Here is a 21,618-nt window from a genome sequence, read left to right as displayed (position 1 = left end):
GTTGTGGCGCAGAGGAAACCATGGACACATTCACCTTCAACCCCCGCCGCTGGCGATTGGCGCGCGTTTTCGACCGCAACCCGTTGCTGCGCCGCTCGGACCGCATCGAGGCGCTGGTCGTCCTGGTCGCGCGGGCCGAGGCGTCGTAGCTGGTGTCACCGTGGCGAACCCCTATACAGCACAGCCGAACTGGAGATGGTGAGCCGATGGGCGGATGCGGCGAGGATTACGGTGCCGCCTCATTCGGCACCGCCGGGTTACATCGCCTCGTCGAGGTACTGATCGAGCGGGGATACCGCGTGATCGGTCCGACGTTGCGGGACAACGCGATTGTCCTCGATCAATTGCATTCTGCCGCCGACCTACCGCGGGGGTGGGGCGTCGAGGTGGCTCCCGGGCATTATCGGGTGCGCCGCCGCGACGACGACGCCGCGTTCGGGCACTCGGCCGGGCCGCAGTCCTGGAAGCAGTTTCTGCACCCGGCGCGGCGCCGGCTGTGGGCGGGCACCCGGGACGGCTTCTCCGATGGCGGGGCGGAGGAGGAGATTCCGCGCTACGCGTTCCTCGGTGTGCGCGGATGTGACCTGGCGGCGATCGCGACGCTTGATCGCGTCCTCGGCCGCGGCGAGTTTCGCGACGGTTCCTTCGTGCGCCGGCATCGGCAGATCTTCGTGATCGCGGTCAACTGCACCGAGCCTGGGGGGCTGTGCTTTTGCGCCTCGATGGGTACGGGTCCCGCGGCCGGCCCGGGCTACGACTTGGCGCTGACCGAGCGACTCGACGGTGACGACGTGACCTACGTGGTCGAGGTGGGTACCCCGGAGGGCGCCGACGTCCTCGCGGCCGTCCCACACCGGACGGCCGACGACGCGGAGTTCAGTGCGGCGCGTGCCGCGGTGGAAGCCGCGTCGCATCGCAAGGGTCGCCAGATGCCCGACTTGAATTTGCGTGATCTGCTGGTCCGTTCGCGCGAATCGCCGCAGTGGGACGAGGTCGCCAGCCGCTGCCTGACGTGTGGCAACTGCACCATGGTGTGCCCAACCTGCTTCTGCACCAGCACCGAAGACGTCAGCGATCTGACCGGTGAGCACGCGGAGCGCTGGCTGCACTGGGCCTCGTGCTTCGAGCCGGATTTCACCTACATCCATGGCGGCGGCAGCGTCCGCCAGTCCGGCGCCTCGCGGTACCGGCATTGGCTGACGCACAAGCTCGGCACCTGGCATGACCAGTTCGACATGTCCGGGTGCGTCGGCTGCGGGCGGTGCATCGCCTGGTGTCCCACCGGGATCGACATCACCGAGGAGATGAACAAGATGGCCCGCGATGACTGACGCGGCGGCCGTCGCCGCGCCCTCGTCGGTGATGGCGCCCAACCCGTACCGGGTGCGCAGCCGCGTGGTGGAAAGCCCGGACTCGGCGACCCTGTGCCTGGAACCGCTCGGTGGGGTGTTGCGCGCACCGCAGCCCGGAGAGTTCATGATGCTCTACGCGTTTGGCGTCGGCGAGGCCGCGATTTCGATCAGTGGCGATCCCACGGTCACCGACGGCTCGATCACGCACACCATTCGCGCGGTCGGCGCGGTCAGTCGCGCCCTGCACGACGCGCAGCCGGGGACGGTCATCGGGGTGCGGGGCCCGTTCGGCACCACGTGGGGGCTCGCCGAAGCCGTCGGCCGCGATTTGGTGCTGGTCGCCGGCGGCGTCGGGCTGTGCCCGTTGCGCCCGGCGATACTTGGGGCGCTGGCCGATCGGTCACGCTACGGCAAGGTGACGCTCGTCGTGGGCGCCCGCTCACAGGCCGACTTCGTCTTTGCCGCTCAGCTCGAAAAGTGGGCGCAGGACCCCCAGATCGAATTGCATCTGATCGTCGACGCCAAGACCCCGGGCTGGGACGGCGAGGTCGGCCTGGTCACCGAGCCGCTGGGGCGGCTCGTCCTTGACCCCGATCGGACGACCGCGTTCCTGTGCGGCCCCGAGCCGATGCTGCGGTTTGGCGCCGAGGCCCTGCTTGCGAAAGGCGTTGCGGCCGAGAATATCCGCGTCTCCCTGGAGCGGAACATGCAGTGCGGTGCGGGATTGTGCGGGCATTGCCAACTGGGGCCGCTGCTGCTGTGCCGCGACGGCCCGGTGGTCGGCTACGACGTCGCCGGACCGCTGCTGCGGGTGAAGGAGCTGTGATGAGCCGACCCACGCTGGCCGTGTGGAAGTTCGCCTCCTGCGACGGATGTCAGCTGACCCTACTGGACTGCGAGGACGAACTGCTCACCCTCGCCGGCCAGGTGCAGATCGCCAACTTCGCCGAGGCCTCGAGCGCGACGGTCGGCGGCCCCTACGACGTGTCGCTGGTCGAGGGCTCGGTCACCACCCGGCATGACGAGCAACGCATCCGGGAGATCCGGCAGCAGTCGAAGGTGCTGGTCAGCATCGGAGCCTGCGCCACGGCCGGGGGAGTGCAGGCGCTGCGCAACTTCGCCGACATCACCGAGTTCACCTCCGTCGTCTACGCCAGGCCGGAATACATCGACACCCTGGCGACGTCCACGCCGGCGTCGGCACACGTCAAGGTCGACTACCAGTTGCCGGGCTGCCCGATCGACCGGGGCCAGCTGCTCGACACCCTGGCGGCCCTGCTGATCGGGCGCAAGCCGCGGCTGCCGGCCAAGACGGTGTGCACCGAGTGCAAGCTGCGCGGGGTGACGTGCGTGGTTGTCGCCGAGGGGATTCCGTGCCTGGGGCCGGTCACCCACGCCGGCTGTGGGGCGTTGTGCCCCAGCCACCATCGCGGTTGCTACGGCTGCTTCGGCCCCTCCGCGGCGCCGCGAACCGCGACACTGATCCCGCTGCTGCGCCGCGACGGGATGTCAGACGGCGGCGTCGACCGGGTGTTCTCGACGTTCAACGTGGCCGCGTTCGCCGCCGAACGGGACCGCCCATGAACTCGTCCGAACGCACGCTCAGCGTCGGCGCGTTGACGCGGGTGGAAGGCGAAGGCGCGCTTCACGTCACGCTGCGTGACGGTGCGTTGCACAGCGTGCAGCTCAACATCTATGAGCCGCCCCGCTTCTTCGAGGCGTTCCTGCGCGGACGCGCCCATACCGAGCCGCCCGACCTGACGGCCCGGGTCTGCGGCATCTGCCCGGTCGCCTATCAGGTCAGCGCCTGCAACGCGATCGAGGACGCCTGCGGGGTTCGGGTGGACGAGGAGCTCGTCGCCCTGCGGCGGCTGCTGTACTGCGGCGAGTGGATCAACAGTCACGCGCTGCACATCTACCTGCTGCACGCACCGGACTTCCTCGGCTACCCCGACATCGTCGGCATGGCGCGCGACCATCGGGAGGTCGTCGAGCGGGGGCTCGCGCTGAAGAAGGCGGGCAACCGGCTGATGGAGTTCGTGGGGGGCCGGGCCATCCATCCGGTCAACGTGCGCCTCGGCGGATTCTACTCCGTGCCAACGAGATCGGACTTCGCGCCGATCGAAGAGCAGTTGCGCCGCGCGCTGGACGACGCGGTGGCGACGGTCCTGTGGGTGTCGGGATTCGAATTCCCCGATCTCGAGGTGGACCACGAGTTCCTGGCCCTCACCGCGCCGGACGCCTACCCGATCGAGAACGGCGTCATCGCGCGCAGCGCCGGCCCGGTGTTCCCCGTCGCCGACTTCACCGCGCACGTCGCCGAATCGCAGCTGCCGCACTCCACCGCCCTGCATGCGACGCTCGACGGTGGTCGCTATTTGACCGGCCCGCTGGCCCGGTACTCGCTGAACGCTTCCGCGCTGTCACCGATCGCCGCGCAAGCGGCCGCCGAGGCCGGCCTCTCGGACGAATGCCGAAACCCGTTCCGCAGCATCGTCGTCCGTGCCGTCGAAGTCGTGTACGCGATCGAGGAGTCGCTGCGCATCATCGCCGAATACCGGCGCCCCTCGCGGCCGTTCGTCGACGTCCCGGCGCGAGCGGGCGTCGGCCACGGGGTCAGCGAGGCGCCCCGCGGGCTGCTGTACCATCGCTACCGAATCGACGAGGACGGGTTGGTGTCGGCGGCGACGATGATCCCGCCGACGTCGCAGAACCAGGGGGCCATCGAAGCCGACCTGGCCCATCTCGTTTCGGGCCACCTTTCGCTCGACGATGCCGCGTTGACCGAGCTGTGCGAGCGGCTGATCCGCAGCCACGACCCCTGTATCTCGTGTTCGGCGCACTTCTTGAAGCTGACGGTGGAGCGAGGATGACCGCGAACGGCGGCGCCGCCGCCCACCGGGTGGCGATCATCGGGCTCGGCAACGGCTACCGGCGCGACGACGGCGTCGGCGTCGCCGCCGCCGACGCGTTGCGCGATCTCGCCTGGCCGAATGTCGTTGTGCGAACGGGTATCGCCGAGCCGATGGGACTGGTCGAGGCGTGGACGGGGGCGGGGCTGGCGGTGGTCATCGACGCGGCGCTCGCCGACCCGGCGTACCCGGGTCGCATCCACCGCTATGACGTCAACGGCGTGCCCACCCAACCCCGGGGCTTGAGCTCCCACCACATCGACATCGGCCGCACCCGCGCCCTGGCTCGAGAGCTCGAACGGGTACCCGACGCGATCGTGGTCTTCGCCGTCGAGGCCGCGGATACCGGCCAGGGTGCCGGGCTAACCCCTCGCGTCGCCCGGGCCGTGCCGGTGCTGGTCGGCATGGTGGCCACCGAGATCAATCGCTTTCGTCGACAACGCGATCGCAGCACGGAGATTCTCGGTGATTTCGGCAGCGATGGCGATGAGGGCCGGCCCGCTCCAGCTCCACGCCGAGCTGCGCCTGCAGCCTCGCCCGGACGTCGATTTGGGTCAGGACGCTGAAGCCTTGCCGGGCAAGGGCTTCCCGGGTGCGGGCCTTTACGGCGATGTGCGAGCGGTCAAGATCTCAACCCGGTACCCCGCGTCGCCGCGGGGAGGTCGATGTGCTTGCCGCAGTTGGGGCAGAACCGTTCCGTCGGATGGTGCTCGGCTCCGCACTGCGCGCAGAAGTGCGGTTCCTCGACCTCCTCGTGTCGGGGCATCAGGCGCAGCGGCTGCACGTCGGGCGCCGGGGGCCGGCGCCTCCGCCGCCCGAGCACGGCCACTCCGGCGGCAAGGACGATTACCGACACGACGCTGATGACGATGTACCACAACAGATTCGCACCGCTCAGCGACGAGGAGTCCCCGTACTGCTGGCGCAGGTTGACCGCGGTTGTCTTGAGGTCCTCCAGACCCGGGTAGCCGGGTGACATCGCCAGAGTCTGGTCGAACTCGCTGATCGCGTCGGTGTAGTGACCGGCGTAGAAGGCGCTCAGCCCCTTGCGATAGAACTGGTCGGCGGGCCCGAGCATCGGCTTGACGCCCTTGCCGGCCAAGATCGCGGCCACACCGTCGGCCGGGCCGATGAAGTTGAACGGCTGCGTCTCGCCGGCGGGCGCGAAGCTGTTCACGCCGATCACCTTGCCGTTCAACCCGATTGTGGGGCCACCGCTCATGCCTTCGGTCATCGCGGCGTCGATCTCGTATGCGGGATTGGTTCCCGACATCGACTTCTTGCTGATTTTGCCGCTCTTATAGGTGGGGTCGAGCGATGCGCCGGTGACGCTTTGGGTGCTCTCGGGGAAGCCGACCGCGAGGACGGGCGTTCCGATGGCGACCTCGGCGTCGGTGGCGAGCTCGGACGACGGAAGGTTGTGCTTGGCCACCTTGAGAAGAGCGGCGTCGCCCTTTCCGAGGGGCCGGAATTCTACGACGTTGGCGACGATCTTGTCCGCGAGTTTGGTTCCCGTACCGGACATCAGCGCGACACCCACATGGGGGCCCTGGCCGACGGCGTCCCCTTCCACCCGCGCGTTCTTCTGCAACCACTCCAACGTGGCCGCGGGATCGCTCGACTCGGGCGCATTCGGAAAGTCGCTTCGATATTCCTCGACGGCCCGCTTGAGTATCAGTTCGGTGGCGCTCGCCGGGTCGACGCAGTGACCTGCCGTCGCCACCCAGCCGTCGGGGTTGACGACGAAGGCGGTGCAGTTCCACGTCGCCAGGAACGGCATGCTGGATCCCCGCCCGAATTGCGACAGGATCTCCCCGCTGGGCAACCGGACCAGACCGTAGCCCTCACCTGCGAGATACATGATCGACGGCCGGATCAGGGCCGCCGCCCGTTCCTCCGGCTTGGCCTGCGGCCGCCCGCTGTCGGCGGCAGCGACGCCCGGCGCACCGGCAAGCAGCAGCGCCGCCGCCACCACCGCCGTCATCCTGCGGGCCGGCGCGTCCGCTATGCGGCGGATCACGAACCGGCCATCGATGACGGGTGACGGCGCATCGACTCGAGCAGCTCAGCTTCGTATCGCCGCGCCGAAATCCACGCCGGATGCGACTCGAGTTTGATTACCTCCGCCCCGACAACGCTTTCCACGGTATTGCGCTTCGCTCTCGGAACTGTCACAGTCACAACACTCATTTGACCGGTTCGCCGGACACGCCGATAGGGACCGAAGTCCCGACCGCGAGGGACCTCCGTTCGAAAAGTGACCAAGGCCCCGAGCCGGGGTGCCTTTGCACCCTTCTCCGGGCACCCGTCGCTACGCAGCATGGAATCGTCCCAGCCACGTTCGCGCAAAGGAGTGGGCCATGAGGTCGCTCATCGTGTGCGCTTCCCGATCACACGGAAACACTCGCCTGGTCGCCAACCGGATGGCCGAGGTCTTGGATGCCGAGGTCGTCACGCCCGAGTCGGTCGGACCCGACATCGTTCACGACTACGACCTCGTCGGGTTCGGCACCGGCATCTATTACATGATGGCCGATGCGAGGCTGCGGAGATTGATCCGTCAGCTCCCTGTTGCCGACCACCACACCGCGGCCTTCACGTTCTTCACCAGCGGCGCGCGCGAGATTCCATTGTTGGGCTACCACAGGCCCATTCGGGACAAGCTCGAGCAGAAGGGCTTCGAGGTGATCGGATCGTTCTCGTGCCGGGGGTTCGACACGGTGGGACCCTTCGGGTTCATCGGCGGCATCAACCGTGGGCGGCCCAACGAGCACGACCTCGGCCGGGCCGCGGCGTTCGCCGCTCGGATGCGCAAGCGTGCCGGGGGCTCCCAGGCGGCGTCCTGACGACGGCGATCCGGTGACCTTTGACCCTGCCCCGCAACAGTTTCCGTGACGTAACACTGACCTATGAGCCACAGCATGCAAGCGCCACAGGAGATCGACGTCCAGGTCACCGCCCGTGACGAACATCCCGCCGCGGCCGAATACGCCCGCCGCAAGATCGGTGAGCTCACGCGGTATGCGAGCCGGCCGGTGCTGCACGCCCGGGTGCGGCTGACCCGGCACCGCGATCCGGCCGTGCAGCGGCCCGTCGTCGCCCAGGTCAACCTCGATGTCGGCGGCCGGCTGATCCGCGCCCAGGTCCAGGCCGACACGGCGCGGGAAGCCGTCGACCTTGTCGCGGCGCGGCTGCGACGCCGCCTGGAACGCGCCGCCGAACACTGGGAGGCGCGCCCGGGTGCGGCGGCGGCCGACGAATGGCGCCGCGAGCCCGAGCCGGCGCACCGGCCGAACCACTTTCCCCGCCAGGCGAACCAGCGCCGCGTCATCCGCCGCAAGTCGTTCACGCTGGCGCCTTGCACCCTCGACGAGGCCGCCCGCGAAATGGAGCTGCTCGACTACGACTTCCACCTATTCACCGAGAAGGGCACCGGCACCGCAGGCGTGCTGTACCGCGGCGGACCGACGGGCTACCGCCTCGCGCTGGCCGCGCCGGCGCTGGCCGATCAGGTGAGTCGGCACACGCTGCCCGTCACCATCAGCCGGCAACCCCTGCCCTGTCTCACCGAAGAGGGAGCCGAAGACCGGCTGGCCATGCTCGGCCTGCCGTTCCTGTTCTTCATCCACGCCGCCTACGGTTGCGCCAGCGTGTTGTACCACCGGTACGACGGGCATTACGGCCTGATCACCCCGGCCGCCTAGGGCGGCGCTCCGGGTGGGTGCACAGGGCATATTGGCGGCCGCACCAAGGACCTAGGACCCTCGCAGGCATCACGACGCCCCACGCACACTGGCGCCATGGCCAACACGAGAAAGCGCTTCGCCCAAACGGCGGCGCTGCTCACCGTGCTCTACTGCGCGCGCAGGTACTACCGCAATTGGGGCGCCACCAAGGCCGAGTCGCAGATGCGAGTCCCGGGGGACACCGTGGTGGGCGATCCGGCCGTGCAGACGACCGAGGCGGTCGACATCGACGCGACCGCGCCCGCGGTGTGGTCGTGGCTGATGCAGATGGGCCGGAACAGGGCTGCGGGCGGTGTCCCGCGGCCGGAAACCGTTGCAAACCAACCTGCTAATGAGGGGCTCCGGGTGGGCGACGTGATCCGCCTGGCTTCCGAAGGCTGGCTGGGACTGCCGGACGGGGTGACGTTACAGGTCACGGAGATCGCGCCCGAAAACTACGTCGTGCTCACTGCCACGCGATCCGAACCGCCCTGGAACGCGGTCGTGTCGTTTCACCTGCAACCACATTGGCAAGACCGGGTCCGGCTCCTCGCGCGCGCCCGACTCGGCTTGCGCTACCCCGGCGAGGTGTTCGCCCTCGAACTGGCCAGGCCGCTGATCTCACTCGGGACACGCGCGGTGTTGCTCACCGTCAAGCGACGGGCAGAGCGGCTCGCCCCGGCGGTGCCGATCCGCCCGTCCGTCCAAACGCGTTGACACACTTCTACAGCGGAAAGGGTCTGACGATGAAACCAATCCTGGTGGGAATCGATGGTTCATCGGCCGCGATCGCGGCCGCGCTGTGGGGCATAGACGAGGCCGTCATCCGCAGCGCGCCACTGCGTCTGGTCTCGGTCATCAAGCCGACGCACGAGTCGCCGGAAGACTACGAGCGCGACTTCGCACACGCCGAGAAGTCGCTCGTGGAGGCGCGACTGGCGGTAGAGGCCACGAAGAAGGCCGTCTCGGTGGAAACGGAAGTGTCGCGGGGCCCCGCGAGCTCGGTGCTGCTGGAGGCGTCCTCGGACGCCGAGCTGATCTGCGTCGGTTGCGTCGGCATCGGGCGCTACGCGCGCTCAATCGTGGGTTCGACGGCGACCGAGCTCGCCGAGAAGGCGCAATGCCCAGTCGCGGTCATGCGGACCGGCTCCGATCGGCCGCCACCGGACATCAATTGGCTCGTGGTCCGCATGACGGACGCGCCGGACAACGACGCCGTCGTGAGTTTCGCCGCGGCGGAAGCGAAACTGCGCCGCGCCCCCATGCTTGTCCTCGGGGGCCGCCCCGAGGAACTCACCGAGCACGGCGACGGCGCGTTCGAACGCCGGGTGGCGGAATGGGGCCGGCAATACCCCGAGGTGCGGGTCTATCCGATCACCACGCGGCAGGCCATCACCGGCTACCTGAGCGCCAACGACGAGCGGGTGCAGCTCGCCGTCATCGGCGGCGACGAGGCCCGGCAGCTGGCGGAATTGGTCGGCCCCCAAGGGCATCCGCTGTTCCGCCACCCCGAATGCTCCGTGCTCGTGGTCCGCTAGAGCGCGCGGTGAGCAGCAGTCCCAGGGGCCACGGCGCCAACACGGCGCGCGGCGGGGAACGGATCTTGGTCGGCGCCGATGTGCCGGCGGCGCGCCGCGTCAGTGTGCTGATGCTGCTGTGCGTCCTGCTCTGGCTGGTGGTGCTGGTCGCCCGCCAACATCTGGGCTACGAACGCGTCGCTCCGGGCCGGTTCGGCTGGTCGGTGGCGCTGCTGGCGGCGGCCGCCATGATCGCCCGCGGCGTCTTCCTGGGCCGCCCGGTGACCACCGCCCACGCGATGTACGCCGCCGCCGCGGTGGCGGCCGGCCTCGGGGCGCATGTCGTGTCCTGGACGGTGCTGGGCAATGTGCTGATCGCCAGCAGCGGGCTCACGCTGATGCTGCCCACCACGGCGAGGGCGCAGCCGGAGCTGTTGGGTCGGGTGTGGGGCCTGGTCGACGCCACGCGCGGAGATCCGTTGGCGCCGTTCGCGATGCAGTCGAGCAAGAGCTATCACTTCAACGCCGAGGGCACCGCGGCCATCGCCTACCGCACGCGGTTGGGTTTCGCCGTGGTCAGCGGCGACCCGATCGGTGACGCGACCCGATTCGACGCGCTGACAGCCGATTTCGTCCGCATGTGCCGGGCCCACGGCTGGCAGATCATCGTGTTGGCCGCCGGCGAAGGCCACCTTGGGTTGTGGCGCAGGGAGACGGTCGGCCAGCCGATGCTGTCGGTGCCGATCGGTCGCGATGTCGTCGTCGACATCCGCCACTTCACCCTGAGGGGGCGCCGCTTCCGTAACCTGCGCCAGGCGGTGCAGCGCACCCGCAACTGCGGCGTCACTACCGAGATGTTCGACGAACAACACCTCGGCGGCGCCGTGCTGGCCGAGTTGACCGAGGTGCTGTACACCGCACACCGGGCCGCGCGCACCGACCGCGGCTTCTGCATGAACCTCGACGGCGCGCTGCAGGGCCGCTACCCGGGCTTCACGCTGGCCGTCGCGCGGGACCGGAACGGGCGGGCGGTCGCCTTTCACCGATACCTCACCGCCGGCGGGGGATCCGAAGTCAGCCTCGACGTGCCGTTCCGCCGCCCGGAGGCCCCCAACGGCGTCGACGAGCGGCTCAGCGTCGACATGATCGCCCATGCGGAAAAGGCTGGGGGAGAGCGTCTTTCCCTCGCCTTCGCGGCGTTCCCGGAAATTTTTGAAGCGGCGAGGCCCGGCCCACTGCAACGGTCCGCGCTGCGGCTCATCCACCTGCTGGACCCGCTGATCCGGCTGGAGTCCCTGTACCGGTACCTGCGCAAGTTCCACGCGCTGTCGCAGCGGCGCTACGTGGTGCTGTGCGCCCACCACATTCCGGCGGCGCTGCTGGTGCTGCTGTCCCTGGAGTTCGTGCCGCGCCCGCGCCGGATCCGGTCGACTTCGCCGCGGATCATTCCACCGGGACGCCGAAGCGGAACCGGCGGCCCGTGACGATCTCGGGAATGATCCGCACGAAATGTGACTTCTCCGAGGCCGTCCAGGGCAGCACCTGGGCGCGTTCGGCCTCCTCGATGTCCTCGTTGCTGCGCAGGGAGCGCGCCACGCCCTTGACGATCACGCTCCACCCCTCGGCGACGTTGTGGTCGTCGACCTCGAACAGCACCCGGTTGTTGATCGCGGTGCTGACCAACTTGGTCCCCTCGGCGGTGCGAAACAGCACCGTGTGGCGCTGCACGACGTAGTTGACCGGGAAGATCTCGGGCTGATTACCGACGCTGGTGACCAGCCGACCCAGCGTCACGCCCGCCATCAGGTCCCAGCATTCGTTCACCGGCAGGATGGAAACCCCATCATCGAGCAGTGACATCGGTGATCCCCTTCATCGAAAAGCGCTACACCCCCGATGGTATTGCGCCGGCCGACCCCGAGCACCGGCCGAAAGTCCCGCGAACCGGGGACCAACGATCGTTTACCGGATCTGCAGGACATCGGCCAACGGGCGCCGCGGGGTCGCCGGCGGGAGTTGCTCCAGTGGCGGCGCGATCCCCACGCGGATCAGCACCTGCGGCTCGCCATACCGACCGACCAGTTCGCGCACGATGTCCCGGCTCTCCTCGAGCTCGATCAGATGGGTGAGCGGGCAGGTCGCCATCCCGGCCACCGTGCATTCCAGCAACACCGTCGACAGCGCCTCGCCGCACCGCAACACCTCCGGCGTGGTGTCCCCGGGCGTCGACAGCACCAGGATTTTCGCCCAGTCGACCTTGACGTCGCCGCGGCGGTCCGCGTGGCTCCTGACCGGAAAGCCGCGGGCCACGTCCACCCGCCAGCTTTCCTTGTCGGAGGCCAGGGCGCTGGGCGGCATCCCCTCGGCCAACACGAAGGACGAAGTCCACCAATCGAGTTCGGCGTGATAGTACGAGTCGTCGCGGCGCAGCTCCTCGGTGAGCTGTGACGCCTCCACCAGCAGCGGGCGCACCTCTTCGGCGAGCACGTCCAGGCTGACCACGGTGCCGTCGATGGCCTCGGCCAGGGCGGGCTCGAACAGCTTCCAATAGGTGGGTCTGCCCAGCGGAAGCCGGTCGGTGCGACGCTGCAGCATCGCCTCCGCGCGGCGGTGCTGGGCGTCGGTGACGTGCTCGAGCGGGCTGAAGGTGACCGCCGCCAGTTGGTCGGGGTCGTCCGGGTCGGGAAGCCGCCGGACGTTCGGTTTCCAGCCCGCGGCGGTCATGGCGACGCAGAGGTGGTCCAGCACGGCACCACAACTCAGGATCACTTCCCGGCCCGAACGGTCGGTCGCCGGTGTCGCCCGGCGACGGTCGACGAACAGCCGCAAAACGCCGTCCTCGGTCACCCAGCGCCAGGGCTGACTGTTGTGCACCGAGGGGGCGCGGCAGGCGAGCAGCACCGCCTTCTCGAGCACCTCGATGCCCGGCGTCGTGCCCCTCATGCCGACCCCCTTTCCGTTCCCTCGAAAAACCCTGCCCACTTAGCAATTGGCGGCTCACACAGTGGACGCGTTCTTCTCCATGTAGGTCGCTGTTCGCAGCGATGCGGAATCCGACTCCGTAACCTCAACAAGCCGTCGCATGTGGGCTGTCCCATTGGTCGTCGCGCCTCACTTCGCTGGGTGTGGCCTGGTCCAGCAGCTCGTTGATGGCGGAAAGAGGTGGCGCCATCGGGCTGCGCGGTCGCCTTCATCGTTTGCCCAGGGCCAGCGCCGCAATAGAGACGAAGGTCATCAGTCGACCCGCGGATCCAATGACCGGGGACCAAGGACCCTGGCGCCCGCCGCCCGCATGCCCGAGGGTCCTGGTAGGAAAGGAGAGGCGACGAGCGATGACTCCGACAACGGTCGACACCAAGGTGCTCACCAGGGCGGTGGAGCTCGCCTGCCGCGCCCCCTCACTGCACAACACCCAGCCATGGCGATGGGTCGCCGGCGGCCCGACCGTCGACCTGTTTGCCGACCCGGACCGCATCGTGCCCTCAGCCGACGGCTCCGGCCGCGAGTCGATCATCAGCTGCGGCGCGGTGCTCGACCATTTTCGGGTCGCGATGGCGGCCGACGGGTGGGGGACGGGCGCCGACGAGTTTCCCAACCCGAACAACCTCGACCACCTGGCCTCGATCGACTTCTTCCCGACCGACTACGTCGCCACGGCCCGGCGCGATCGTGCGGCGGCGATACTGCGGCGCAGGACCGACCGGCGGCCGTTCGGCACACCGCGGGACTGGGCGTCGTTCGAGCCGATGTTGCGCAGCGCCTTCGATCCCGGCCTGGTATTCCTCGACGTGCTGGCCGACGAGGCGCGGCCGCGGCTGGTGGAGGCGGCACGCCTCACCGAGGCGCTGCGCCGCTACGACGACGTATACCACCACGAATTGCGTTGGTGGACAGCGCCGGGCCGGCACGACGACGGCATTCCCACGGCCGCGCTCGCCAGCGACGCGCAGCGCCGCGCCGTCGACGTGAACCGTCGGTTTCCGGCCGACGCAAATGCCCAGCCGAATTCGGCGGGCCTGCAGGATCAAGCGGAGGTGCTCGTGCTGTCCACCCCCGGCGACACCCGCGCCGACGCGTTCCGTTGCGGCCAGGCGCTTTCGGCGATCCTGCTGGAATGCACCATCGCCGGGCTGGCTACGTGCACCGTAACCCAAGTGACGGAGCTGCCGGCGAGCCGCGACATGGTCCGCGAGCTGATCGCCGACGCCGAAGCGGTGCCCCAGGTTTTGATCCGGGTGGGCACCGCCTTGGCGGGCAAGGGCGGCCCGGAACCGACGCCGCGGCGGCCCCTCGGCGACGTGCTGGAGATACGCCGCTAGCGCGGCTCGGATTGTGGCCCAAGGGTTTCGAAGGGAGTCGACGATGATTGCCGAGGCCGGAGACTGGCTCGTCATCAAGAGCGGCACAATCGGGCGCCCGGATCTGCGCGGGCTGATCACCTCCGTGCGTTCCCCCGGCGGTGAACCGCCCTACCGCGTGCGGTGGCTGGCAACCGGGGAGGAGGCGACCGTGTTCCCGGGCCCGGACGCCATCGTCGTCACCGCCGCCGAGCAGCGGGCCGCCGACGAGCGGGCGCGATCACGATTCGCCGCGGTGCAGGCCGCCATTCGGGATCACCCCCGAGTCAGGTGAACAGCCAAATGCCTTCCACCACTGACGGCTGCCCGTCGATCACCGATGCCGACGTCGACGAGCTCGCGTTCGAATTCCTGCACTCGCCCTACGCCGGCCACGCCTACGTCGACTGGCGCCTGGATCAGCGCCTGGATGGCTTCCTGCGCCACCGCGGCCTGGTGCGGCTCACCGAAGACGGCGATGCCTACGGCCTCATCCTCAACCGGGTGCTGGCCTACATGGCCGAGCTGCGCCGCAAACGCCGACCCGCCGAACGACCCGCAAGCCTGGGACTTCGGTCCCTACCGCCGATTACGGCGTACTGGTCGGATGAAATCCGTCAATGGTGCAAGGGATCCAGGAGAGGTCTCTAGCCGCGAGGGAGATGGGGATGCCGGCCGATCGGGCGCTGAGCCGAAGGATCGTCACGCTGACCATGAATCCGGCGCTCGACATCACCACGAGCGTCGGCGTCGTGCGGCCGACCGACAAACTGCGTTGCTCGGCGACGCGTTACGACCCGGGCGGTGGCGGCATCAACGTCGCGCGGATCGCGAAGGTCCTCGGCAGCCCGGTGCTGGCGGTGTTCCCGGCGGGCGGGTCGCACGGTGGTCTCGTCACCACGCTGCTCGGTGAGGCGGAGGTGCCGTTCCGAGAGATCCCGATCGCCGCCCAGACCCGCGAGAGTTTCACCGTCAACGAGACCAGCACGGGCCAGCAATACCGGTTCGTCCTGCCGGGGCCGGAGCTGAACACGTTCGAGCAGAAGCAATGCCTCGAGGAACTGGCGTCGGCCGCCCGCTCGGCCGAAGTCGTTGTGGCAAGCGGCAGTCTGCCGCCGGGGGTGCCAGCGGACTACTACCAGCGGGTCGCCGACATCTGCGGGCAGCTGGGCGTGAAGCTGATTCTGGACACCTCCGGCGGCGGCTTGCAGCACATCTCCTCGGGCGTGTACCTGCTCAAGGCGAGCGTGCGCGAGTTGAGGGAATGCCTCGGTCGCCGGCTCGCCACCGAGTCCGAGCAATTGGCCGCCGCCCATCAGTTGATCGACAACGGCCGCGCGCTGGTCGTCGTGGTGTCCCTGGGGTCCTACGGCGCGCTGCTCGCGACACGCCATGCGAGCCAACGCTTTCCGGCGGTCCCGATGCGAAGCGGCAGCGGCGTCGGGGCCGGCGACGCGATGGTCGCCGCGATCACGGTGGGCATCACGCACGGGTGGCCGCTCGCCAAGTCGGTTCGATACGGGATCGCGGCGGGCGCGGCGATGCTGATGACGCCCGGGACGGCGGTCTTCGAGCGTGCCGACGTGGAGCGGTTGTTCGAGCTGGTCGCCGAACCGGCGGAGGTGGGGCCGAACGACTTCGCGGCTGGGGCCTAACGGCCCCTCCTGCGCGGGCATCGGCGCAATAGCCTGGAAGCGACCGCAACCATCAGGAGCCGACATGAACCAGCTGGACGCCAAGGCCGTGGTGGTGGGCGTCAACGGCTCGAAAGCCGCGGTCAACGCGGCGAAGTGGGCGATCGACGAGGCGATCGGCCGGCAGCTGCCGCTGCGCCTGGTCTATGTCATCCCCCCGCGCCGCGCCGGATCGGGCCCCACCTCCGAATGGGAAGTCGAACGCGGCGAAATCGCGCTGTCCGAAGCGGAATGCGCCATTCACGCCGAGCGCAAGGCGGTCGAGATCGAGACGGCGATCGTCTCCGGGGATCCCGCGCAGGCGTTGATCGACCAGTCGCAGGACGCGGCCCTGGTCTGTGTCGGCACCGCCAGGCGGGGATGGGCGTCCGACGGGCTGTTGGGCCCCACCGCGGCCGGCCTGGTGGCGCGCGCGCACTGCCCGGTCGCGATCATCCGCACCAACCCGGACGGATCGCCGACGGAGCTCGGGGTGATCGCCGTCGTCCTCAACGACGAGCCCGACAACGACGAGGTGGTCCACCAGGCCATGGAGGAAGGGCGGCGCCGCCACGCCACCGTCCGGCAGATCGACCGGCGGCTGGACAGCTGGGTACGTCGCTATCCGGACGTCCACGTCCAGACCGTCGCCGCGGGCACCGGCGCCAAGCCGAGCGAAAAGCCGGGCGGCACAATCGAACTCGCGGTTGTCGGCAGTGCCGATGCCGAAGAGATCGCGGGGCTGGTCACCCCGAACTGCCATCCGATCGTCGGCTACCCCGACTGCTCGGTGCTCGTGGTCCGCCACTGAGATGAATTCGCCCGCCCGACCCAAGTCGATCGTCGCCGGCATCGATGGTTCCAAGGCGGCGATTCGCGCGGCCCTGTGGGCGGTCGACGAGGCGGTGAGTCGTGACGTCCCGCTGCGCCTGCTCTACGCGACGGAGGCCGCCGACGGTGAACAGCCGGCGGAGCTCGCGATCGCCCAGGCGGTGACCGCGATCCGGGCCACCGGAAGGCCGGTGGCGATCGAGACGGAGATCGCCCACGGACCCGCGGTCGGGTCGCTGATTCGCTCCTCGGCGTCGGCGGCCATGGTCTGCGTGGGCGCGGTCGGGCTGCGCCACTTTCAACCGGGCCGGGTCGGCTCCACCGCCGCGGCGCTGGCCGTCTCGGCGCATTGCCCGGCGGCGATCGTCCGCGGCCGCGACGACCACCGCCCGAGATCCGAAGAGAAGGCGGTCGTCGAGATCGACGGATCCCCGGACTCGGTGTTGCTGGACGCCGCCGTCGACGAGGCCCTGCTGCGCGGGGCCGCCCTTCAGGCGGTCGTGTCGCGGCGGACCCCACCGAGCGAACACGGCGTGTGGGGCAGCGAGGCTGATCGCCGGGCACTCGCCGACCTGGACCGCCGGCTGGCCCACTGGAAGCGACGCCATCCTCGCCTGCGCGTCGAATCCGTGGCAATCCACGGGGGACTGCTCGACTACCTGGCCGCCCCGCATGGGCCGGTCGGATTAGTGATCGTCGGTGCGCACAACCGTCAGCATGTGGCCGAACTCGTGGGACCGGTCGGCAGCTCGGTGATGCAGGACGCCCGCTGTTCGCTGTTGGTCGTGAATCGGCAACATTTGTGAGCTCGGGCGATGACGAATGTGTGATATTGAGGTCGTACGACCGGCGGAAGGGTTCTCAATGGTCAAGGTTTTCCTGGTCGACGACCACGAGGTGGTCCGACGCGGTCTCGCCGACCTCCTGGCCTCGGACCCCGAGCTCGAAATCGTCGGCGAGGCGGGCTCCGTCTCGGAAGCGAAGGCGCGCATCCCGGCCCTGCGGCCCGACGTGGCCGTGCTCGACGTGCGGCTCCCGGACGGCAACGGCATCGAATTGTGCCGGGACCTCGTTTCGGATCATCCCGACCTGCGCTGCCTGATGTTGACGTCGTTCACCTCCGACGAGGCGATGCTGGAGGCCATCCTGGCCGGCGCCAGCGGCTACGTGGTCAAGGACATCAAGGGCATGGAGCTGGCCCACGCCATCAAGGAGGTGGGGGCGGGCAAGTCGCTGCTGGACAATCGGGCGGCGGCCGCGCTGATGGCGAAGCTTCGCGGCGCGGCCGAACGCGAAGACCCGCTGTCCGGCCTCACCGAGCAGGAGCGAACGCTGCTGGGCCTGCTCAGCGAGGGCCTGACCAACAGGCAGATCGCCGCCCGGATGTTCCTCGCCGAGAAGACGGTGAAGAACTACGTGTCGCGGCTGCTCGCCAAACTCGGCATGGAACGCCGCACCCAGGCGGCGGTGTTCGCGTCGAAGCTCGACCAACGGCCCGGCCGTTCCCAACCGCCGAACGAAGCGCCGGCCAACTAGCCGCCAAGCGTCACGTCATCGACGCGGAATCTTCGCTTGGGCGCTTGACAAAGTGCGACTACGCTGATCTTGCCATCTGACATTGAGCAAAAGTGTCGGGGAGGTAGGACGGGTTGACGAGCGAGGACAGCGGCTCGGCATTCGCAGGACTCGGCCAGCGTGGACTGGTCGGGCGGATGCACGAGCAGCTCGACGAATTGCTGGCCGCCCGCGACCAGATGGAGCTCTTGCTCCGCGTCATCGTCGAGATCGGCGCGGGCCTCGACCTCGACGCCACGCTGCACCGGATCATCGGCGCGGCCCGGAAGCTGACCTCGGCGCCCTACGGTGCCCTGGCCATCCGCGATCCCGACGGCAACCTCGTCAGGTTCGTCCACGAGGGCATGGACGCCGACACGGCCGCCCGCATCGGACACCTGCCGGTGGGCAAGGGACTGCTCAGCTTGTCGCTGCTGGACACGCCGGCCCTGCGGATGGCGGATCTGACCGCCCATCCGGCCGCGGTCGGGTTCCCCGAACATCACCCCCCGATGCGGGCCTTCCTCGCGGTGCCGATCACCATCCGCGGCACCGTATTCGGCAACCTCTATCTCACCCACGTCGACCCCAAGCGGGTGTTCTCCGACTCCGACGAGGTGGCGGCCCGCGCGCTGGCGTTCGCCGCCGCGGTCGCCATCGACAACGCGCAGGTATTCCAGCGCGAGCGGACGGCCGTCAAGTGGATGGAGGCCAGCCGCGAGATCACCACCGCGCTGCTGTCCAGCGCCGCCCCGCACCGGCGCCCGATGCAGCTGATCGCCGAACAGGCCCGCATCCTGACCGATGCCGAGCAGGCGATCGTCCTGGTGCCTGACGATCCCGACACGCCCGCCGACGAGGTCGACACGCTGGTCGTCTCCGCGGCAGTCGGCCTGCACGCCGACGAGGTGGTCGGCCAACGGGTACCGGTCGACGCCTCCACCAGCGGCACCGTGTTCCGCTCCGGCGAACCGCTCATCACCGAGACACTGCGGTACCCGATACAGGCCTTCACCGATGTCGGGCAGCGACCGGCGATCCTGATGCCGCTGCGCGCCCGCGACGAGGTCGTCGGCGTCATCGCCATCGCCCGCGGCGCCGACCAGCCGCCGTTCGACGACAGTTACCTCGATCTGGTCAACGATTTCGCCACGCACGCCGCGATGGCGCTGGTGCTCGCGGCGGCACGAGACGACGCGCGGCAGGTCACCATCCTGGCCGAGCGGGAACGCATCGCGCACGATCTGCACGACCACGTCATCCAGCGGCTTTTCGCCGCCGGCATGGACCTACAGGGAACCCTGGCGCGGGCGCGCTCCCCGGAGGTTGCCGACCGGCTCAACCGCACGCTCGACGATCTGCAGACCATCATCGAGGAGATCCGCACGACGATCTTCCAGCTGAAGTCCCCGCTGGGTAAGAGCGGGGACTTCCGGCGCCGCATCCAACAGGTGGTCGCCGACCTGACGGAGAACCGCGACATCGTGACCACCGTGCGCATGCACGGACCGATGACCGCCGTCGGCGGGGAGCTTGCCGACCACGCCGAAGCGGTGACCGCGGAAGCCGTCAGCAACGCGATGCGGCATTCCGGCGGGTCGCGGCTGACCGTCGACATCAGCGTCGCCGACATGTTCGTCCTGGATGTCTCCGACAACGGCTCAGGCATTCCCGACGCCAACACGCGCAGCAGCGGCCTGACCAACATGAGGCGCCGCGCAGAACAACTTGGCGGTGCCTGCGAAATCACCGGCCCACCGGAGGGCGGCACCCGGGTGCACTGGGTCGCCCCGCTCATCGATCAATAACGGATAGCCCCAGCGGGACCAAAGGGAGCGGCCTTCGGGTCTAACGACCCTGCCCGACCGCGCCGCCCCGGGTTAGCGTCGATGTCGTGAGTGATCGGTCGGTGGAGGCCACGGATACTGCTCGGTTGCTCGACGGACGCGTGGTGTCGTTGCGTTGCCTGACCCTTGGAGACGCCGAGGCCGTTTTGGCGCTGCACGAGCACCTGTCGGATCATGACCGGTACTTCCGCTTCTTCACGCTGCGGCCGTCGCCGCTGCACGAGCTCGCCGCGAAGCTCACCGAGCCGGCCGACGGGCTGTACGCCCTCGGCGCCTTCGACGCCGACCGGTTGATCGGCGTGGCGCACTGCGTCGTCGTCGACGATCCGCGGGTGGCGGAGGTGGCGATCATCGTTGCGCACGAGGATCATTCGGTGGGCGTGGGCACGGCCCTGCTCAAGCACCTGGCCGAGGTCGCACGGGCACACGGCATCGAACGGTTCATCGCCGATGTCCTCACGGAGAACCACCCGATGCTGACGGTCTTCATCGATCTCGGCTGGCCTTGCCGGCCAATCGGTTACGGCTCGGTGCGCCATCTCGAGATCGAGCTGCCCGACGACGTGTAAAGGAGCGGGACAATGACGCGAGGTGCGAAGAAACACGGCGTACTGGTGTGTGTCGACGGTTCGGCGGCATCCGATGCCGCCGTGGCCTGGGGGACACGGGAGGCCCTGATGCGTGACCTGCCCGTCACGCTGGTGCACGCGGTGCCCCCCGTCGTGGTCGGCTGGCCGGTGGGGCAGCTGTACGCCGACATGCCCGAATGGCAGCAGGACAGCGCTCAGCACGTCATCGACCAGGCCCGCAAGACGCTCAATGGCAGCGTCGGCGGCTCCAAACCTCCCGAAATTCGCACGGAGACGGTGTATTCCGCCATCGTCCCGGCGCTCATCGAGGCCTCCAAGGACGCCGGGATGATCGTCGCCGGCAGCCAGGGGCTCGGCGCGGTGGGTCGCCTGCTGTTGGGGTCGGTGACCGCGGGACTCGTGCACTACGCCCACTGCCCCGTCGCCGTCATTCACTCCGCCGACGGGGCGGTGCCGGATCCCGCCGCGCCGGCGGTGCTCGGCATCGACGGATCTCCCGCGTCGGAGAACGCGACCGCCCTGGCCTTCGACGAGGCCTCGCGCCGGGGGGTCGGGCTGGTGGCGGTGCACGTTTGGAGCGACGTGGGGGTGTTCCCGATCCTCGGCATGGACTGGCACGACCGCGAGATCCAAGCGCAGGAAACCCTGGCCGAACGCCTGGCCGGCTGGCATGACCGCTACCCCGACGTGCACGTCGAGCGAAAGGTGTGCTGCGACAAGCCTTCCGAATGGCTGCTGAAGGAATCCGAGCACGCTCAGCTGGTTTTGGTCGGTAGCCGCGGCCGTGGCGGATTTCCGGGAATGTTGCTCGGCTCGGTGAGCTCCGCCGTGGCGCAGTCGGCGCGAGTGCCCGTGTTGGTTGTCCGTTGACGAAGACAGGCGTGCCCGTGAAGGAGGCTGGGACATGATCGAACTGCTGCCGGACATGCCGGAGAACGTGATCGGCATCCGGGTGTCGGGCCGGCTGCGCGGCGACGAGCTGCGTGACTTCAAACCCGAGATCGAGCGTGTGCTTGAGGCGGGCGAGGTCCGGATCGTGGAGGTGATCGCCCCCGACTACGAGGGATTCGGGCCGGGCGGTTTCCTCGAGGACCTCAAGCTGGGTTTGGGCACCGTGCTGCCGCACCATGCGGCGTTCAAGCGGATCGCGGTGGTCTCAGATAAAGACTGGGTCGCTCACGTCCTGCACGCCGTGGCGTGGCTGGTCCCAGGCGAGTTCGCCCTGTTCTCGCTGGACGAGCTCGACAGCGCGACCCAGTGGGCGGCCGGGTAGTTCGGCG

General features: G+C 69.0%; 25 protein-coding genes. 22 read left to right on the top strand and 3 right to left on the bottom strand.

Annotation, left to right across the window (positions count from 1 at the left end; all coding sequences use genetic code 11):
* Positions 1-20 precede the first annotated feature (20 nt).
* Genes ACEL92_RS20840 through ACEL92_RS20815 form a run of 6 tightly spaced genes read left to right on the top strand, consistent with a single transcriptional unit; the run spans position 21 to position 4,830 of the window.
* Entirely contained in the window at positions 21-149 is a 129-nt protein-coding gene (locus ACEL92_RS20840; RefSeq protein WP_374022549.1) for a hypothetical protein, read from the top strand.
* Positions 150-206: 57 nt separating this feature from the next.
* Positions 207-1,331 carry a 4Fe-4S dicluster domain-containing protein gene (locus tag ACEL92_RS20835; protein WP_374022548.1) on the top strand — a complete coding sequence of 375 codons (1,125 nt, stop codon included), beginning with the start codon at positions 207-209 and terminating at the stop codon, positions 1,329-1,331.
* Complete coding sequence (locus tag ACEL92_RS20830) at positions 1,324-2,178, top strand: FAD/NAD(P)-binding protein (RefSeq protein WP_374022547.1); 855 nt, start codon at positions 1,324-1,326, stop codon at positions 2,176-2,178. The genes ACEL92_RS20835 and ACEL92_RS20830 overlap by 8 nt, the downstream gene beginning before the upstream one ends.
* Positions 2,178-2,936, top strand: a complete 759-nt coding sequence (locus ACEL92_RS20825; protein ID WP_374022546.1) for an oxidoreductase — start codon at positions 2,178-2,180, stop codon at positions 2,934-2,936. The genes ACEL92_RS20830 and ACEL92_RS20825 overlap by 1 nt, the downstream gene beginning before the upstream one ends.
* Positions 2,933-4,225, top strand: coding sequence for a Ni/Fe hydrogenase subunit alpha (locus ACEL92_RS20820; protein ID WP_374022545.1), 1,293 nt, complete (start codon positions 2,933-2,935; stop codon positions 4,223-4,225). Before ACEL92_RS20825 ends, ACEL92_RS20820 begins: the two co-directional genes overlap by 4 nt.
* Positions 4,222-4,830 carry a hydrogenase maturation protease gene (locus ACEL92_RS20815; protein WP_374022544.1) on the top strand — a complete coding sequence of 203 codons (609 nt, stop codon included), beginning with the start codon at positions 4,222-4,224 and terminating at the stop codon, positions 4,828-4,830. Before ACEL92_RS20820 ends, ACEL92_RS20815 begins: the two co-directional genes overlap by 4 nt.
* A gap of 56 nt (positions 4,831-4,886) precedes the next feature.
* Here the strand turns inward: ACEL92_RS20815 and ACEL92_RS20810 are convergent, their stop codons facing one another.
* Positions 4,887-6,284, bottom strand: coding sequence for a trypsin-like peptidase domain-containing protein (locus ACEL92_RS20810; protein ID WP_374022543.1), 1,398 nt, complete (start codon positions 6,282-6,284; stop codon positions 4,887-4,889).
* Positions 6,285-6,624: 340 nt separating this feature from the next.
* Between ACEL92_RS20810 and ACEL92_RS20805 the strand changes: the two genes are divergently transcribed.
* The 5 genes from ACEL92_RS20805 (at position 6,625) to ACEL92_RS20785 (ending at position 10,990) form a co-directional block, all read left to right on the top strand.
* On the top strand, positions 6,625-7,110 hold the full coding sequence (locus ACEL92_RS20805) for a flavodoxin family protein (RefSeq protein ID WP_374022542.1): 486 nt from the start codon (positions 6,625-6,627) through the stop codon (positions 7,108-7,110).
* A gap of 63 nt (positions 7,111-7,173) precedes the next feature.
* Positions 7,174-7,968 (top strand): HPF/RaiA family ribosome-associated protein, encoded by a 795-nt coding sequence (locus tag ACEL92_RS20800; protein ID WP_374022541.1) that lies wholly within the window; start codon positions 7,174-7,176, stop codon positions 7,966-7,968.
* Between the two features lie 96 nt (positions 7,969-8,064).
* Positions 8,065-8,706: an SRPBCC family protein gene (locus ACEL92_RS20795; protein WP_374022540.1), complete on the top strand. Its 642-nt coding sequence runs from the start codon at positions 8,065-8,067 to the stop codon at positions 8,704-8,706.
* A gap of 29 nt (positions 8,707-8,735) precedes the next feature.
* Positions 8,736-9,527: a universal stress protein gene (locus ACEL92_RS20790; RefSeq protein ID WP_374022539.1), complete on the top strand. Its 792-nt coding sequence runs from the start codon at positions 8,736-8,738 to the stop codon at positions 9,525-9,527.
* 8 nt (positions 9,528-9,535) lie between these two features.
* Positions 9,536-10,990 (top strand): bifunctional lysylphosphatidylglycerol flippase/synthetase MprF, encoded by a 1,455-nt coding sequence (locus tag ACEL92_RS20785; RefSeq protein ID WP_374022538.1) that lies wholly within the window; start codon positions 9,536-9,538, stop codon positions 10,988-10,990.
* Here the strand turns inward: ACEL92_RS20785 and ACEL92_RS20780 are convergent.
* Together ACEL92_RS20780 and ACEL92_RS20775 are read right to left on the bottom strand one after the other, a co-directional pair.
* Entirely contained in the window at positions 10,950-11,366 is a 417-nt protein-coding gene (locus ACEL92_RS20780; protein WP_374022537.1) for a pyridoxamine 5'-phosphate oxidase family protein, read from the bottom strand. The genes ACEL92_RS20785 and ACEL92_RS20780 overlap by 41 nt on opposite strands.
* Positions 11,367-11,468: 102 nt before the next feature.
* Entirely contained in the window at positions 11,469-12,449 is a 981-nt protein-coding gene (locus ACEL92_RS20775) for an NAD(P)H nitroreductase (protein ID WP_374022536.1), read from the bottom strand.
* 389 nt (positions 12,450-12,838) lie between these two features.
* On the opposite strand from ACEL92_RS20775, the gene ACEL92_RS20770 reads away from it, so the two are divergent.
* The 11 genes from ACEL92_RS20770 to ACEL92_RS20720 all read left to right on the top strand — a co-directional run bounded on the left by ACEL92_RS20770 (position 12,839) and on the right by ACEL92_RS20720 (position 21,611).
* The gene (locus tag ACEL92_RS20770; RefSeq protein ID WP_374022535.1) at positions 12,839-13,825 is read left to right on the top strand and encodes an NAD(P)H nitroreductase; all 987 of its coding nucleotides are present in this window, start codon (positions 12,839-12,841) and stop codon (positions 13,823-13,825) included.
* 43 nt (positions 13,826-13,868) lie between these two features.
* Complete coding sequence (locus ACEL92_RS20765) at positions 13,869-14,138, top strand: DUF1918 domain-containing protein (RefSeq protein ID WP_374022534.1); 270 nt, start codon at positions 13,869-13,871, stop codon at positions 14,136-14,138.
* 8 nt (positions 14,139-14,146) lie between these two features.
* Positions 14,147-14,494 (top strand): hypothetical protein, encoded by a 348-nt coding sequence (locus tag ACEL92_RS20760; protein ID WP_374022533.1) that lies wholly within the window; start codon positions 14,147-14,149, stop codon positions 14,492-14,494.
* 11 nt (positions 14,495-14,505) lie between these two features.
* Positions 14,506-15,498: a 1-phosphofructokinase family hexose kinase gene (locus ACEL92_RS20755; RefSeq protein ID WP_374026308.1), complete on the top strand. Its 993-nt coding sequence runs from the start codon at positions 14,506-14,508 to the stop codon at positions 15,496-15,498.
* Between the two features lie 64 nt (positions 15,499-15,562).
* Positions 15,563-16,327, top strand: a complete 765-nt coding sequence (locus tag ACEL92_RS20750) for a universal stress protein (protein WP_374022532.1) — start codon at positions 15,563-15,565, stop codon at positions 16,325-16,327.
* A 1-nt stretch (position 16,328) separates the two neighbouring features.
* Positions 16,329-17,153: a universal stress protein gene (locus tag ACEL92_RS20745; RefSeq protein WP_374022531.1), complete on the top strand. Its 825-nt coding sequence runs from the start codon at positions 16,329-16,331 to the stop codon at positions 17,151-17,153.
* 58 nt (positions 17,154-17,211) lie between these two features.
* Entirely contained in the window at positions 17,212-17,883 is a 672-nt protein-coding gene (locus ACEL92_RS20740) for a response regulator (protein ID WP_374022530.1), read from the top strand.
* A 176-nt stretch (positions 17,884-18,059) separates the two neighbouring features.
* Complete coding sequence (locus ACEL92_RS20735; protein WP_374026307.1) at positions 18,060-19,709, top strand: GAF domain-containing protein; 1,650 nt, start codon at positions 18,060-18,062, stop codon at positions 19,707-19,709.
* Between the two features lie 86 nt (positions 19,710-19,795).
* Positions 19,796-20,317: an N-acetyltransferase family protein gene (locus tag ACEL92_RS20730; protein WP_374022529.1), complete on the top strand. Its 522-nt coding sequence runs from the start codon at positions 19,796-19,798 to the stop codon at positions 20,315-20,317.
* 12 nt (positions 20,318-20,329) lie between these two features.
* Complete coding sequence (locus ACEL92_RS20725) at positions 20,330-21,208, top strand: universal stress protein (protein ID WP_374022528.1); 879 nt, start codon at positions 20,330-20,332, stop codon at positions 21,206-21,208.
* 34 nt (positions 21,209-21,242) lie between these two features.
* Positions 21,243-21,611, top strand: a complete 369-nt coding sequence (locus tag ACEL92_RS20720) for an STAS/SEC14 domain-containing protein (RefSeq protein WP_374022527.1) — start codon at positions 21,243-21,245, stop codon at positions 21,609-21,611.
* Positions 21,612-21,618: the final 7 nt, after the last annotated feature.

The sequence above is a fragment of the Mycobacterium hainanense genome, from assembly GCF_041890355.1.
Classification (GTDB): Bacteria; Actinomycetota; Actinomycetes; order Mycobacteriales; family Mycobacteriaceae; genus Mycobacterium; species Mycobacterium hainanense.
The sequence above is the reverse complement of the archived record's forward strand: the minus strand, read 5'-3'. Positions and strand labels throughout refer to the sequence as shown.

Coding starts and splice junctions, on each gene's coding strand:
- ACEL92_RS20815 (WP_374022544.1), top strand. CDS start 4,222: ATGACCGCGAACGGCGGCGCCGCCGCCCACCGGGTGGCGATCATCGGG.
- ACEL92_RS20740 (WP_374022530.1), top strand. CDS start 17,212: ATGGTCAAGGTTTTCCTGGTCGACGACCACGAGGTGGTCCGACGCGGT.
- ACEL92_RS20720 (WP_374022527.1), top strand. CDS start 21,243: ATGATCGAACTGCTGCCGGACATGCCGGAGAACGTGATCGGCATCCGG.
- ACEL92_RS20725 (WP_374022528.1), top strand. CDS start 20,330: ATGACGCGAGGTGCGAAGAAACACGGCGTACTGGTGTGTGTCGACGGT.
- ACEL92_RS20805 (WP_374022542.1), top strand. CDS start 6,625: ATGAGGTCGCTCATCGTGTGCGCTTCCCGATCACACGGAAACACTCGC.
- ACEL92_RS20750 (WP_374022532.1), top strand. CDS start 15,563: ATGAACCAGCTGGACGCCAAGGCCGTGGTGGTGGGCGTCAACGGCTCG.
- ACEL92_RS20800 (WP_374022541.1), top strand. CDS start 7,174: ATGAGCCACAGCATGCAAGCGCCACAGGAGATCGACGTCCAGGTCACC.
- ACEL92_RS20775 (WP_374022536.1), bottom strand. CDS start 12,449: ATGAGGGGCACGACGCCGGGCATCGAGGTGCTCGAGAAGGCGGTGCTG.
- ACEL92_RS20765 (WP_374022534.1), top strand. CDS start 13,869: ATGATTGCCGAGGCCGGAGACTGGCTCGTCATCAAGAGCGGCACAATC.
- ACEL92_RS20795 (WP_374022540.1), top strand. CDS start 8,065: ATGGCCAACACGAGAAAGCGCTTCGCCCAAACGGCGGCGCTGCTCACC.
- ACEL92_RS20820 (WP_374022545.1), top strand. CDS start 2,933: ATGAACTCGTCCGAACGCACGCTCAGCGTCGGCGCGTTGACGCGGGTG.
- ACEL92_RS20825 (WP_374022546.1), top strand. CDS start 2,178: ATGAGCCGACCCACGCTGGCCGTGTGGAAGTTCGCCTCCTGCGACGGA.
- ACEL92_RS20755 (WP_374026308.1), top strand. CDS start 14,506: ATGGGGATGCCGGCCGATCGGGCGCTGAGCCGAAGGATCGTCACGCTG.
- ACEL92_RS20735 (WP_374026307.1), top strand. CDS start 18,060: ATGCACGAGCAGCTCGACGAATTGCTGGCCGCCCGCGACCAGATGGAG.
- ACEL92_RS20840 (WP_374022549.1), top strand. CDS start 21: ATGGACACATTCACCTTCAACCCCCGCCGCTGGCGATTGGCGCGCGTT.
- ACEL92_RS20830 (WP_374022547.1), top strand. CDS start 1,324: ATGACTGACGCGGCGGCCGTCGCCGCGCCCTCGTCGGTGATGGCGCCC.
- ACEL92_RS20835 (WP_374022548.1), top strand. CDS start 207: ATGGGCGGATGCGGCGAGGATTACGGTGCCGCCTCATTCGGCACCGCC.
- ACEL92_RS20790 (WP_374022539.1), top strand. CDS start 8,736: ATGAAACCAATCCTGGTGGGAATCGATGGTTCATCGGCCGCGATCGCG.
- ACEL92_RS20780 (WP_374022537.1), bottom strand. CDS start 11,366: ATGTCACTGCTCGATGATGGGGTTTCCATCCTGCCGGTGAACGAATGC.
- ACEL92_RS20745 (WP_374022531.1), top strand. CDS start 16,329: ATGAATTCGCCCGCCCGACCCAAGTCGATCGTCGCCGGCATCGATGGT.
- ACEL92_RS20770 (WP_374022535.1), top strand. CDS start 12,839: ATGACTCCGACAACGGTCGACACCAAGGTGCTCACCAGGGCGGTGGAG.
- ACEL92_RS20760 (WP_374022533.1), top strand. CDS start 14,147: ATGCCTTCCACCACTGACGGCTGCCCGTCGATCACCGATGCCGACGTC.